Consider the following 12,318-nt stretch of genomic DNA (forward strand, 5'->3'; position numbering starts at 1 on the left):
CACGGAGACCAGCTGCGGCCCTTAGGGAGATGGATCAGTGTAAGAGGCGATTCCGCCGGAATATCATCGCGAGATGACTACGGCTCGATTGAGGGTGCAGGCACCGATGAGAGGCACCGGGCCGGCCTCCCCTGCCAGGCCTTAGCGTGTCTCCCCGGCACAGGAAGCGCAGAAGGGGGTGGCGGGATGCTCACTCAGATGGCTGTCGCTGATGCGATCGCCGCAGATCTGGCAATAGCCATAGGACCCCTCATCGAGACGGGCCAGTGCGCAGTCGATATCGCGGCGCAGCTCCAGCCACTTGCGGCTAAGCACGGCCTCGGACGGCTGCGCCATGGCCGGGCTTGTGCGACGGGGCGCCAGCGGCACCACAGAGGCCTCAGCAGTGATCGGCGCGCCAACGGCTGGCAGGCCCTTGCGCAAATGTGTCAGTATGTCCTTTTGAGCGGCGTGGTTCATTCAGAGGTCCTCCCCGGATCGGTGACAGGTTTTGCTGACGAAATTCTATCGGCCCGACTCAACCTATGCGGTTTCACCCCAAAGTGGTACTCGCTGGATATGGGGGATGGGGTCAGTGTCGGCGATGGGGTCCAGCGCGATGGCGGTCGTGAAAATGCCGCCGATATATCGCCCTGCAAACCACTGGAACGGCTCAGTCCGCCTTGCTATCTGTTGGGCAAGATCGACCACGGGAGATATGAGATGATCCGAACCGCCCTCACCACCCTTGCCCTGACCGGCGCGCTGTTTGGCCTGACCGCCTGCGAAACCACCAAAGGCGCAGGCCGCGACATTTCCAAAGCCGGCCAAGCGATCAGCGGCGCCGCACAGGACGTGCAGAACAGCCTCTGACCTTGTTACGGTTGTGGGGAAGAGAGGAACCGTCTAGCCCGAGGGGCTGGGCGGTTTTTTGTTATTTGGCGATTTATGGCGACCCGGAACTGAAAAATGCGGTGGGCAGCGCCCTCCCCCATTTGCCAAAGACAAACATGTGGTTTGACGGGGCATGGCGCGCTGCCCGGTCTGGCGACCGAACGGGGCATTGACAGGGACAGCAACGAAAAAAACGGGGCCATGGCCCCGTTTTGTATGCGTTTGAGGGTTTCCCGCGTCATTGCCGGGGTGCGGGCACGCAATTGGCTTTGCCAAGTGCTTTCGCCCGCGCCGCCCCTAAAATGGTCAGCTTTAGCTGTCCATTTTGAGGGCGGAAATAAACGCCTCTTGCGGGATGTCGACCTTGCCGAACTGGCGCATCTTCTTCTTACCGGCTTTCTGCTTGTCCAGCAGTTTGCGCTTCCGGGTGGCGTCGCCGCCGTAGCATTTGGCGGTCACATCTTTGCGCAGGGCGGAGAGGGTTTCGCGGGCGATCACCTTGCCACCGATGGCGGCCTGGATCGGGATCTTGAACATGTGGCGCGGAATCAGGTCCTTGAGCTTTTCGCACATGGCGCGGCCGCGCATCTCCGCCCGGTCGCGGTGCACCATCATCGACAGCGCATCCACCGGCTCGTCGTTGACCAGCACCGACATCTTCACCAGCGCGTCCTCGCGGTAACCGGTCATCTGATAGTCGAAGGAGGCATAGCCCTTGGTCACCGATTTCAGACGGTCGTAGAAGTCAAACACCACCTCGTTCAGCGGCAGGTCATAGACCACCATGGCGCGGGAGCCGGCGTAGGTCAGGTCTTCCTGAATACCACGACGGTCCTGGCAGAGCTTCAGCACATCGCCTAGATACTCATCCGGCACCAGAATGGTCGCCTTGATGCGGGGTTCCTGAATGTGATCGACCTTCGACATGTCGGGCATATCGGCGGGGTTGTGCAGGTCGATCATCTCGCCCGCCTCGCCGTCCTTGCCCTTCATATAGACATGGTAGACCACGGAGGGCGCGGTGGTGATCAGTTCGATGTTATATTCGCGCTCAATCCGGTCGCGGATCACCTCAAGATGCAAAAGGCCGAGGAAGCCGCAGCGGAAGCCAAAGCCAAGTGCGGCGGAGGTTTCCATCTCGAAGCTGAACGACGCGTCATTCAACGCCAGCTTGTCGATGGCGTCGCGCAGGTCCTCGAATTCGGCTGAATCGACCGGGAACAAGCCGCAGAACACCACGGGCTGCGCAGGTTTGAAACCCGGCAGCGCCACCTCGGTGCCGTTGCGGTCATTGGTGATGGTGTCGCCGACGCGGGTGTCGCGCACCTGCTTGATCGAGGCGGTGAGGAAGCCGATTTCGCCCGGTGCCAGCTCATCCACCACCTGCATCGCAGGGCGGAACACACCGATACGGTCCACATGGTGCAGGGTGTTGTTCGACATGAACTTCACCCGCATGCCCTTTTTCAGCACGCCGTCCATGATCCGCACCAGAACGATTACACCGAGGTAGGCGTCATACCAGCTGTCCACCAGCATCGCCTTCAGCGGTGCGTCGCGGGTGCCGGTGGGCGCCGGGAGCTGCTGGACGATGGCTTCGAGCGTATCGCGGATACCCTGCCCGGTTTTGGCGGAGACCTGAATCGCCTCAGAGGCGTCGATGCCGATGACATCCTCGATCTGTTCGGCGACGCGGTCACAGTCGGAGGCCGGCAGGTCGATCTTGTTCAGGACGGGCACGATCTCATGGTCGGCGTCCAGCGCGTGATAGACATTGGCCAGCGTCTGCGCCTCCACCCCTTGCGAGCTGTCGACCACCAAGAGCGAGCCTTCGACCGCGCGCATGGAGCGGGAGACCTCATAGGCGAAATCGACGTGACCGGGGGTATCGATCAGGTTGAGCACATAGGTCTCCCCGTCGTCGGCGGTGTAGTCGATGCGGACGGTGTTGGCCTTGATGGTGATGCCGCGCTCGCGCTCGATATCCATGGAGTCGAGCAGCTGCTCCTTCATATCGCGGTCCTCAACCGTTCCGGTCTCCTGAATGAGCCGGTCAGCGAGGGTGGATTTGCCATGGTCGATATGGGCGACGATGGAGAAATTGCGGATGTGAGCGAGGTCTGTCATGCAAGGGGATATGATTTGGTTTTAGGGTTTGGTCAAGGTAGTTTGAATGACGCTTCCAGCTGGGGATGAAGAAAGCTACTTGATGTCAGAAATACTTGCCTTAGACGACCTGCAGCTTGCTCAGTCACGAGTTTTGACCGTTCGGGAAATGCTGCGTGCTCTTGGCATGTTCAGCACCAGCGCAAGCCTAAGTTCTTCTGTACCTGAATGGCTAGAGCAAGAACTACTAGTGACCGCGCGTGCCTTACTTACCTGCTACTCCTGCGATGATGCTACAAGTGTCCTAACAACTTTGCATGCACTGCAAAAAAGTCGTGCAGTGCGTGACGAAACCAACCTCTCCAGCCACCTAAAATCAATCCAAGGCTGTGCCGCAAAATTGCTTCTAGGCGTTGCGGCGAATGCTAAGGGTAAAAAGGAAGCTGTTGAGCAAACTGTTTGCCGTCTCGCAGACGAAATCCCAACGATGCTCCCAGAGTCCCCTAACAGAATTTACCTAAGGTACGCCACTGACGAATTAGTGCATTTCGCAGCCGCATCCGATCTACACTATCATATTGCACTTTGGGCAAACGAAGACGCAGAAGTTGCATTTCCAGAATTTTGGGTTTTGTCAAATCAGCCATCCTTTATCCCAGTTATGTACTTTTGGAAAAATGACGGTTCAAAATGGTCCTTCTGGCTGGATTGGTACCAAGGTTTCCTCGATGGAAAGCCACTCGACTGGGAACTGCAGCGCCGCGTTGCGCTGATTGACAATGCAGTCTGGAACGCAGGCCCCGAAACTGTCGCTTCCGAGATCGAGCGCATCCGCAGCCGCTACGAGTTGGAACAGGAAATTGCCAACCTAAAGGAGCAGTTGGCAATCGTTCAGGATACTCCCGCAGCCTCTTTGATTGGCGACAATGGCGGGCCACCGCTGGAGGACGCCCCGGCGCGTGCTTTTCAAACCGACCTTGCGCTGATCTGGAAACAGGTTGAGGAGCTGGAGGAGGAAATTGCAAAGCCAACCCCCTCCCCTTCGCAGCTGGGAAAAATCGCCAAGGCTCTCTGGGATATTTCACGGCGCATGGCGGCTTACTGCGGATCGATTGCGGACGGCATGATCCGCGAAGGCTCCAAGGAAATGGCAAAGGCCGGGGCCAAATGGACCGCAGGAGCAACCGCAGTAACTTTCACTGCGCAGACAGAAAGCGTGCAATCGGCTGCCAAAGCCATTTGGGCCTTTGTCAAAACGCTGCCGCCCGGCTGAATTAACTCTTCCACCCGCCCCCAAGGGTTAGGCACGCCCCTCAGCGCATCCTCGCCAAAACACCGCAAATTCACCCGGCCTCCTGCGGGAGGGCTAAAAATGCGCTATACTGCGGCCATTCCGCGAGACGCGCGCCCCCGCTGCGGGGGATCCCACTGCTCAGGAGGATATCGATATGGATGCGATCAGGAGTGCTGAATATGCCCGTGCGCTTTATTCGGCGCATGGCGATAAGGCTGTGGCCGAAGTGGCGCAGAAAATGCGGCGCTGTCAGGAGGTTGGCAAAACCGCAGAAGCCGAGGACTGGAAGTCCGTGCGTCAGATGCTCCTGTCCCTGCGCGGGCCAAACCAGTCCTGACCGGAGGGGTGCTGGCCCTGTCAGCGCCCCTGCTCCAAAAACTGGGACACCCCCATTGGCGGGTTTCCGCCGAGGCTCAACCCCCTGTTTACCTAGATTGAAAGCCCCCGCCGCTTGCGGCATAGTCCCGGCAAGCGCGGGCGACAGACCCGCTCAGATCAGAGCACTTGCAGATTTCTAGGGACAATGAAGATGAAGCTACTGCTGACCGCCACGCTATGCGCCGTGATGATCACCGGGGTGATGCCTGCCCCCGCCGGAGCCGGCGCGATCGAGAAAGCCTGCCGCCAGTCGGACCGCACCGCCGCCTCACCCTCGCTGTGTCGCTGCATCCAGTCGGTGGCCAACGCCAGCCTCAACCGCAGCGAGCGCAAGACCGTTTCCAAATGGTTCAGCGATCCGCATCAGGCCCAGGTGGTGCGCCAGTCGAGCCGCAGCTCGGATGAACGGCTGTGGAAGCGGTACAAATCCTTTGGCGAGAATGCCGCACGCGTTTGCAGCTGATCCGGCGTGGCAGGGTTGGTGCAGTTGCGCCCCTCCCTCCTCTGCCCGAATGAAATCGCATAAGACACCAACGCGGACCGCAGCTGAGTAGACGGTCCGCATCGCCCCTCCCCTTTCCCATAGACGGGACGCAGACCCGCGCCCGCAACATCAAGCAGGACCGCAGATATGTTGATGAAAGGGGTGACGCTGCGCGGGCTTGAAGTGTTCGAAGCGCTGGCCAAAACCGGATCCGTGGCGCAGACCGCCGCGCTCACCGGGTTGAGCCAGCCTGCGGTCAGCCAGCAGCTGCGCAATCTGGAAAGCGCGCTGGGGGCGGAGCTGGTCAACCATGGCCGCCGCCCGATGGTGCTGACGCCTGCCGGGCGCAATTTTCTGGCCAGAACCGAGGCGGTGCTGACGGAACTGCGGCTGGCACAGAGCGAATTGAGCGTGGTTGACCTCAACCACCTGTCGACGCTGTCCATCGGGCTGATTGACGATTTCGACAATGATCTGACCCCGCGTCTGGCGACCACTCTGGCCGAAAGCCTGGTCAATTGCCGTTTCAAGATGATCACCGCCTCCAGCCACGACATTCTGGACGCGCTGGACGCGCGCGAGCTGCATATCGCGGTGGCGGCCACCTCTGGTGCCCTGCGCGAGGGGATCACCGAATACCCGCTGGTGCAGGATCCCTTCATGCTGGTGGCGCCGCGCGGGATGCTGCGCAAGCCAGAGGCGGAACAGGATATCCTCAACGCGCTGCCGTTCCTGCGCTACGAGGGCAGCCAGTTGATCTCGCAGCAGATCGAGGCGCATCTTGCGCGGCAGAAACTGCTGTTTGAAGAACGGTTTGAGATCGGCTCCCACCTGTCGCTGATGGCGCTGGTAGCGCGTCGGATTGGCTGGGCGATCACCACGCCGCTGGGCTATATGCGGGCAGCGCGGTTCCATGATGAGATAGAGGCTTTCCCGCTGCCCTTTGGCGCGTTTTCGCGGCGGATTTCGCTGTTTTCCAGTGCTGACTGGGCCGACCGGGTGCCGCGCGACGTGGCGCAGACTATGCGGCGGCTGGTGCAGGGGCATATGATTGATCCTGCCGTGCAGCGCCTGCCCTGGCTGGCGGGCGATCTGAAAGTGCTGGAAGACTAAGACCTAGCCCGCATCGCTGTTGCGCAGCGCCTTGGTCAACCCAGCGGCGGCCCCCTCAATCAGATCAAGACAGCCCTCAAAATCGCGGGTGTAATAGGGATCGGGGACGTGATCGGCGCCCTGCCCCGGCGCGTAATCTGTGAACAGCTGCACCGGCGTGGTATTGCCCGCGGGGCGCTGCGCCTCGATGTCTGCCAGATTGTCGCCGTCCATTGCGATGATCAGATCAAACCGGGTGAAATCCTGCGGCGCGAACTGACGTGCGCGCAGGTCGGAGAGGTCAATCCCGCGCGCGCTGGCGGCGGCCTGCATCGGCCCATAGGGCGGTGACCCCACGTGGTAGCTGGCAGTGCCAGCGCTGTCGGTGTCCACCTCCGGGCATAAGGCGCGAAACACGCCCTCAGCAGCGGGCGAGCGGCAGATATTGCCAAGACAGACAAAGAGGATCTTTTGCGCCATTATTATCGCCCTTGAAGATTACACCGCCACCCGGCACCAATTGCGAGATCTATCGTAACCCGACTGCGGCAAAAGAAAATGGCCAACCCATGCAGCAGAGCTGCGGATTGGCCATAGTGTGTTTGATCAGGTGTCAGATCAGACCCTGATCAACGGGTCGATCAGTGCGAGTGTTTCATCGCGCCGTGATCGGGCTTGCGCTCAAGATCGACGGGGACGGTCACGGTGACTTCTCCGGCCTTCTCAAATACCAGCGTCAGGTCGATGGCGTCGCCATGCTCCAGCGATTTGGTCAACCCCATCAGCATCACATGATCGCCGCCCCGCTGCAGCATATGGGTGTCGCCTGCGGGAATGGCAAAGCCCTCCTCGACGTGCAGCATCTGCATGACGCCGTTTTCGCCTTCCTTATGGGTGTGCAGCTGCACCAGCTTTGCGGCATCGCTGCGCGCGTCGATCAGCCGGTCATCGCTGTCGGTGGCGTTTTCGATCATCATGAAGGCAGCGCCGCTCTTGGCCGCTTTGGAGGAGACGCGGGCGTAGGAATCCGTCACGGTGACGTCAGCGGCGAGCCCCGCAGTGGCAAAGCTGAGTGCGGCGAAGGTGGCGGCGATCGTGGTCTTGAAGGTCATGGTCTTTGATCCTTGATACGTAGACTTTGGAATTTGGGTCAGAAACAGCGCGGTCATACCGCGCGGGAACGTCCCAATTCCGGCGGCCCACGGGCAAAGGCCGCCAGCCGCACCACAGGCCGGATCTCAGCGCGCTGCGACATGTCTCGCGGCAGTTTTTGCGGCAGGGTGCTGTGCCCAAAGACCGCCAGGGGCAGGCCCAGATCCGCAACAAAAGTCAGACACTCAGGGCAGTCCATCGGCGGCGACACCGGCTGCCCATCGCTGTCGATATAGACCATCACCGGGCCAGTGCCGGTGCAGATCACCATCTGACCGGTCGCATCACGCATCCCCGCCTGAGCGCTGACGCCGGTGAGAGCCATCAGCACGATCAGGGCAAGCGCCAGATATGATCGCAGAAAGGTCATGTCGGGATGAGATATGCGCCTGTGACCGCGCCGCCGCAAGGCGAAAAAGCGACGCAGGCAAAGGCACATGCAACAGGCCGACCCCGGCCTCAACGGCCGCATCGGCAAAAGGAAACGCCGCGCATGATCTCATGCACGGCGTTTAAAATCTCTGTCCCGGCCCTTAGGTGGGGAGGTCGGCGATCAGGCCTCTGCGGCTTGTGCCTTGGCGATCTCTTTCTTGACCTTCAGCGCGGTGTTGGACAGCTCTTCGTCCTTGGCTTTGGCCAGGAAGGCGTCCAGACCACCACGGTGGTCGACGGTGCGCAGAGCAGCAGCGGAGATGCGCAGCTTGATGCCACGGTTCAGCGTCTCGGACTGCAGCGTAACGTCGTTCAGGTTCGGCAGAAAGCGACGCTTGGTTTTGTTGTTGGCGTGGCTGACATTGTTGCCAGTCATCGGGCCTTTTCCGGTCAGTTCGCAACGGCGCGACATAGGTTCATCCTTCGTATCTGGGGCGCCCGTTGATCAAGTTTCGAATCGAGCACCAAATTACAAGGGGCGCGGCCATTGGCTGCGCCCGAAAACTGGTTGGATGCGTTTAGGAGGAATCGCGTGCAGGGTCAAGCCATATGAAACGGTTTTATGGGACAACCTGTGCACACCCCCCTAACGGGCTATTCCCGCATCCAAGGTTCGCGCCCTTCTAGCCTGCCTCACCTGTGAAATCCAGCGCTGATCGCAGGTTTTCGTTGCGGCCATGGGTGGCGTTCCCGCCAGCCGCCCTGCGCCCGGTGCCAGACCGCTCAGCCAACCCCCAGCCCTGCAAGCAGGTCCTTGGCTGCCGCCGCCGGGGTGACGCGCCCTTCAGCGACCTCTTCTGACAGATCGGCCATACGGCCTTGCGCCCAGGGCGTCTCCAGCCGGGCCAGCAGCGCCTGACGCACGTCCTCGCCGAACCAGTAGCGGGCCTGTTCGCCGCGCCGCCGCTGCCAGTGGCCGTTTTCGCGCCGCCAGTCGGCCAGCGTCTGCATATCATCCCAAGCGGTCTCCAACCCGTCACGGGTGGCGGCGGAGACCATCAGCGCCTTGGGATAGCCATCCGGATCCTGCGGGCGTTTGCGCAAAAGGCGCAGAGCCCCGGCATAATCCGCACAGGTGCGGGTTGCAGCGGGCTTCAGGTCGCCATCCGCCTTGTTGACCAAAATGATGTCGGCCATCTCCATAATGCCCCGTTTCACGCCTTGCAGTTCATCCCCGCCAGCCGGGGCCAGCAGCAAGAGAAACAGATCGGACATTTCTGACACCACGGTTTCGGACTGCCCGACCCCGACGGTTTCAATCAGCACCACGTCAAATCCCGCCGCCTCGCAGAGCGCCACCGCCTCGCGGGAGCGGCGGCCGACGCCGCCCAGATGTGTCTGACTTGGCGAAGGGCGGATGAAGGCGTTTTTCTCGCGGCTGAGATGCTCCATCCGGGTCTTGTCACCCAGAATGGACCCGCCGGAGCGGGTTGAACTGGGGTCCACTGCCAGCACTGCCACCCGCAGGCCCGCCGCGATCAGCATCATGCCGAAACTCTCGATAAAGGTGGATTTCCCCACCCCCGGCGTGCCGGACAGGCCGATGCGCAGGGATTGACGATTTTCGCGGGCCAGCAGGTCCAGCAGGCGGGTGGTGGCCTCTCGGTGATCGGCGCGTCCGCTTTCGACCAGCGTGATGGCCCGCGCCAGCGCCCGGCGTTCGCCGTTCAGAATGCGGGTGGCCAGATCGTCAATGTCCGGCACGGCGCCCCGCGTGGCACCTTTCGGTTTGTTTGCTGCTGACATATCGGCCTCTCCCGCTCCCATCCGCCTGTCGCGCATTGATGGCGCAGCCGGGCCGCGATTGTCCAGAGAGCATCCGTCGCAGGAGGACAAAGCCGGTGCGGTCGGCGCTGGACCAGACCCGCGCCATTGGCGATAAGGCAGCATGACCAGATTGCCCATTGATGACGCCCTGCCCAAACTGATTGCCGCACTACAGCGCCACAAACGCGCCGTGTTGCAGGCCCCGCCGGGGGCGGGCAAGACCACGCGGGTGCCCTTGGCGATGCTGGAGGCTGGGCTGTGCGACGGGCGCATCCTCATGCTGGAGCCGCGCCGACTGGCCGCGCGCGCCGCCGCCGAGCGCATGGCCGACACATTGGGCGAGCCGGTCGGGCAGACCGTGGGCTACCGGATCCGCGGTGAAGCGAAGGTGAGCGCAGACACCCGGATCGAAGTGGTGACCGAGGGCATCCTGACGCGGATGCTGCAATCGGACCCGGATCTGCCCGGCGTTGGCGCGGTGATTTTTGACGAATTCCACGAACGCTCCCTTAACGCCGATTTTGGTCTGGCGCTCTGCCTTGAGGTGGCGGGCGCGCTGCGCGACGATCTGATCCTGCTGGCGATGTCGGCGACACTGGATGCCGCGCCGGTGGCTGCACTGATGGAGGCGCCGCTGGTCACCTCCGAGGGGCGCAGCTATCCGGTGGAGACGCGCTGGCTGGAGGCGCCGCTGGCAGCGGACAGCCGCAGCGGACGTGGCCCCCGGCGGCTGGATGCGTTGGTCGATCTGGTGCAACGCGCCGAGGCGGAGACCCGACCCGCAGGATCTGGCGGCAATGGCAGCTCCGAGGCCAAGGGCGGCGGCATTCTGGTATTCCTGCCCGGCGAGGGCGAAATCCGCAAGGCCGCTGCTGCGCTGGCTGGTCGGCTGCCCGGCGATTGCGTGGTGCGCCCGCTGTTTGGTGCCCTGCCCTTTACCGAGCAGCGCGCCGCGATCCAGCCCGACCCGAAGCTGCGCAAGGTGGTGCTGGCGACCTCCATTGCGGAAACCTCTCTCACCATTCAGGACATTCGCGTGGTGGTGGATATGGGGCTGGCAAGGCGCAGCCGGTTTGATCCCGGATCGGGCATGTCGCGGCTGGTCACCGAACGTGTGACCCGCGCCGAGGCCACCCAAAGGCAGGGCCGTGCCGGCCGAGTGGCGGCGGGGGTTGGCTACCGGCTGTGGACCAAGGGCGAAGACGGGGCGCTGGCCGCGTTTCCGCCGCCGGAAATTCAGGCCGCCGACCTCACCTCGCTAGCGCTGGAACTGGCGCTTTGGGGGGCGGCTCCGGATGATCTGCCGTTTCTCACGCCACCGCCGGAAGGCGCGCTGAAGGAGGCGCAGGCGCTTTTGCGAATGCTGGGCGCGCTGGATTGGGAGGGTCGGATCACCCCCCATGGCAAGGCCCTGGCCAAGCTGCCGCTGCATCCGCGTCTGGGGCATATGCTGGCGCGGTTTGGCGCTGATGCAGCACCGCTGGCGGCCCTGCTGGCGGAACGCGATCCTTTGCGCGGTGCGCCGGTGGATCTGGCGCTGCGGCTGGAGGCGCTGCGGGATGCCAGAGGGTTTCAGCGCCGCCGGAGCTATCAGCTGAATGTCCCCACGCTGGAGCGTATCAAGGGAGAGGCCAAGCGGCTGGCGCAGCAGGCCCCTCGTGGCACCCCCTCAGCTTCGGCGAGCGCTGCCGTGATGGCGGCCGCCGCCTACCCCGACCGGATCGGACAGCGCCGCAAGGGCGATGCGCCACGCTATGTGCTCTCCGGGGGCAAGGGCGCGGTGCTGCCACCGGAGGACAGCCTGGCCGCCTCCCCGTTTCTGGTGGGGCTGGACAGTGACGGCAATCCGCGTGAAGCGCGGCTGCGGCTGGCCACGCCGATCTCCCTGTCGGAACTGCGCGCCAAATTTGCCGACCAGATCACACCGCAGCAGACCTGTACATGGTCCAAACGCGACCGCCGGGTGGTGGCGCGCCGCCAGCAGTGTCTGGGGGCCATCGTGCTGGAGGATCACATCTGGAAGGATGTTCCCGCCGAGGCCATCGCCACCGCCATGCTGGAAGGGGTACGCGAGCTGGGTCTGCGGTTGGGCGGCGCCGCTGCGCGGTTTGTCGCGCGGGTGCGGCTGTTGCAGGCAGATGGTGAGGATCTGCCGGATTTCAGCGACGAAGCTTTGCTGGCGACACTGGAAGACTGGCTGCTGCCGATGCTGGAAGGGGTCCGAAGCGCCGAGGACTGGAAACGCTTTGACCCGCTGCCTGCGCTGCGCACGGCGCTGACCTGGGAGCAGACACAGCGGCTGGATCAGCTGGCGCCACCGCATTTCACCACGCCACTGGGGCGCAAGATCCCGATTGATTATGCCGAAGAGGTGCCGGAGATTTCCGTCAGACTACAGGAGATGTTTGGGGTCACCCGCCATCCCACGGTGGGCGGTGTCGCCCTCAAGGTTTCGCTGCTGTCCCCGGCGCAGCGCCCGATCCAGATCACCCGCGATCTGCCCGGTTTCTGGTCCGGGTCCTATGCGGATGTGCGCAAGGACATGCGGGCGCAATATCCCAAACACCCCTGGCCCGAAGACCCCACACAAGCCGATCCGACATTGCGGGCCAAACCGCGCAAATAGGCAAAAACGACGCCCAAACACGCAATTTCACGGTAATTTGCACCGATACGCGGTAATTCTCCGGATTTTACCGCCCGCCCCCTCTTGTATTTCGCCCCTAACGTGCAAAGATTG

13 protein-coding genes are annotated in these 12,318 nt (G+C 62.5%); 6 read left to right on the plus strand and 7 right to left on the minus strand.

What is annotated here, in order from left to right; translation table 11 throughout:
* Positions 1-141: 141 nt before the first annotated feature.
* Positions 142-459, minus strand: coding sequence for a TraR/DksA family transcriptional regulator (locus tag phaeop14_RS10880; RefSeq protein ID WP_096789537.1), 318 nt, complete (start codon positions 457-459; stop codon positions 142-144).
* 21 nt (positions 460-480) lie between these two features.
* Between phaeop14_RS10880 and phaeop14_RS20075 the strand changes: the two genes are divergently transcribed.
* Positions 481-852 (plus strand): entericidin A/B family lipoprotein, encoded by a 372-nt coding sequence (locus phaeop14_RS20075; protein ID WP_420874961.1) that lies wholly within the window; start codon positions 481-483, stop codon positions 850-852.
* 333 nt (positions 853-1,185) lie between these two features.
* Here phaeop14_RS20075 and lepA read toward each other — a convergent pair whose 3' ends face one another.
* The gene (lepA, locus tag phaeop14_RS10890; protein WP_096789538.1) at positions 1,186-3,000 is read right to left on the minus strand and encodes a translation elongation factor 4; all 1,815 of its coding nucleotides are present in this window, start codon (positions 2,998-3,000) and stop codon (positions 1,186-1,188) included.
* A 46-nt stretch (positions 3,001-3,046) separates the two neighbouring features.
* On the opposite strand from lepA, the gene phaeop14_RS19635 reads away from it, so the two are divergent.
* From phaeop14_RS19635 to phaeop14_RS10910, 4 genes are all read left to right on the plus strand, one after another.
* Positions 3,047-4,252 carry a hypothetical protein gene (locus tag phaeop14_RS19635; protein WP_145957403.1) on the plus strand — a complete coding sequence of 402 codons (1,206 nt, stop codon included), beginning with the start codon at positions 3,047-3,049 and terminating at the stop codon, positions 4,250-4,252.
* A 175-nt stretch (positions 4,253-4,427) separates the two neighbouring features.
* Positions 4,428-4,610, plus strand: coding sequence for a hypothetical protein (locus phaeop14_RS10900; RefSeq protein ID WP_040174017.1), 183 nt, complete (start codon positions 4,428-4,430; stop codon positions 4,608-4,610).
* A gap of 192 nt (positions 4,611-4,802) precedes the next feature.
* Entirely contained in the window at positions 4,803-5,114 is a 312-nt protein-coding gene (locus phaeop14_RS10905) for a hypothetical protein (RefSeq protein WP_014875319.1), read from the plus strand.
* Positions 5,115-5,282: 168 nt separating this feature from the next.
* On the plus strand, positions 5,283-6,248 hold the full coding sequence (locus phaeop14_RS10910; protein ID WP_040174015.1) for a LysR family transcriptional regulator: 966 nt from the start codon (positions 5,283-5,285) through the stop codon (positions 6,246-6,248).
* A gap of 3 nt (positions 6,249-6,251) precedes the next feature.
* Here the strand turns inward: phaeop14_RS10910 and phaeop14_RS10915 are convergent, their stop codons facing one another.
* From phaeop14_RS10915 to meaB, 5 genes are all read right to left on the minus strand, one after another.
* Entirely contained in the window at positions 6,252-6,707 is a 456-nt protein-coding gene (locus phaeop14_RS10915) for a low molecular weight protein-tyrosine-phosphatase (protein WP_096789540.1), read from the minus strand.
* A gap of 161 nt (positions 6,708-6,868) precedes the next feature.
* Positions 6,869-7,339 carry a copper chaperone PCu(A)C gene (locus phaeop14_RS10920; protein WP_040180187.1) on the minus strand — a complete coding sequence of 157 codons (471 nt, stop codon included), beginning with the start codon at positions 7,337-7,339 and terminating at the stop codon, positions 6,869-6,871.
* A 53-nt stretch (positions 7,340-7,392) separates the two neighbouring features.
* Positions 7,393-7,749 carry a DUF2946 family protein gene (locus tag phaeop14_RS10925; protein WP_338090126.1) on the minus strand — a complete coding sequence of 119 codons (357 nt, stop codon included), beginning with the start codon at positions 7,747-7,749 and terminating at the stop codon, positions 7,393-7,395.
* Between the two features lie 183 nt (positions 7,750-7,932).
* Positions 7,933-8,223: a 50S ribosomal protein L28 gene (gene rpmB, locus phaeop14_RS10930; protein WP_024096446.1), complete on the minus strand. Its 291-nt coding sequence runs from the start codon at positions 8,221-8,223 to the stop codon at positions 7,933-7,935.
* A 311-nt stretch (positions 8,224-8,534) separates the two neighbouring features.
* On the minus strand, positions 8,535-9,557 hold the full coding sequence (gene meaB / locus phaeop14_RS10935; protein ID WP_096789542.1) for a methylmalonyl Co-A mutase-associated GTPase MeaB: 1,023 nt from the start codon (positions 9,555-9,557) through the stop codon (positions 8,535-8,537).
* A 142-nt stretch (positions 9,558-9,699) separates the two neighbouring features.
* Between meaB and hrpB the strand changes: the two genes are divergently transcribed.
* A complete protein-coding gene (gene hrpB / locus phaeop14_RS10940) occupies positions 9,700-12,204 on the plus strand; it encodes an ATP-dependent helicase HrpB (protein WP_096789543.1) in 2,505 nt (834 codons plus the stop codon).
* The last annotated feature ends 114 nt before the right edge of the window (positions 12,205-12,318 follow it).

The sequence above is a fragment of the Phaeobacter piscinae genome (assembly GCF_002407245.1).
Lineage (GTDB): Bacteria > Pseudomonadota > Alphaproteobacteria > Rhodobacterales > Rhodobacteraceae > Phaeobacter > Phaeobacter piscinae.

Excerpts from the sequence above, each read along its gene's own strand:
- phaeop14_RS10880 (WP_096789537.1), bottom strand. The coding sequence starts at position 459 with ATGAACCACGCCGCTCAAAAGGACATACTGACACATTTGCGCAAGGGC.
- lepA (WP_096789538.1), bottom strand. The coding sequence starts at position 3,000 with ATGACAGACCTCGCTCACATCCGCAATTTCTCCATCGTCGCCCATATC.
- phaeop14_RS19635 (WP_145957403.1), top strand. The coding sequence starts at position 3,047 with ATGACGCTTCCAGCTGGGGATGAAGAAAGCTACTTGATGTCAGAAATA.
- phaeop14_RS10900 (WP_040174017.1), top strand. The coding sequence starts at position 4,428 with ATGGATGCGATCAGGAGTGCTGAATATGCCCGTGCGCTTTATTCGGCG.
- phaeop14_RS10905 (WP_014875319.1), top strand. The coding sequence starts at position 4,803 with ATGAAGCTACTGCTGACCGCCACGCTATGCGCCGTGATGATCACCGGG.
- phaeop14_RS10910 (WP_040174015.1), top strand. The coding sequence starts at position 5,283 with ATGTTGATGAAAGGGGTGACGCTGCGCGGGCTTGAAGTGTTCGAAGCG.
- phaeop14_RS10915 (WP_096789540.1), bottom strand. The coding sequence starts at position 6,707 with ATGGCGCAAAAGATCCTCTTTGTCTGTCTTGGCAATATCTGCCGCTCG.
- phaeop14_RS10920 (WP_040180187.1), bottom strand. The coding sequence starts at position 7,339 with ATGACCTTCAAGACCACGATCGCCGCCACCTTCGCCGCACTCAGCTTT.
- phaeop14_RS10925 (WP_338090126.1), bottom strand. The coding sequence starts at position 7,749 with ATGACCTTTCTGCGATCATATCTGGCGCTTGCCCTGATCGTGCTGATG.
- rpmB (WP_024096446.1), bottom strand. The coding sequence starts at position 8,223 with ATGTCGCGCCGTTGCGAACTGACCGGAAAAGGCCCGATGACTGGCAAC.
- meaB (WP_096789542.1), bottom strand. The coding sequence starts at position 9,557 with ATGTCAGCAGCAAACAAACCGAAAGGTGCCACGCGGGGCGCCGTGCCG.
- hrpB (WP_096789543.1), top strand. The coding sequence starts at position 9,700 with ATGACCAGATTGCCCATTGATGACGCCCTGCCCAAACTGATTGCCGCA.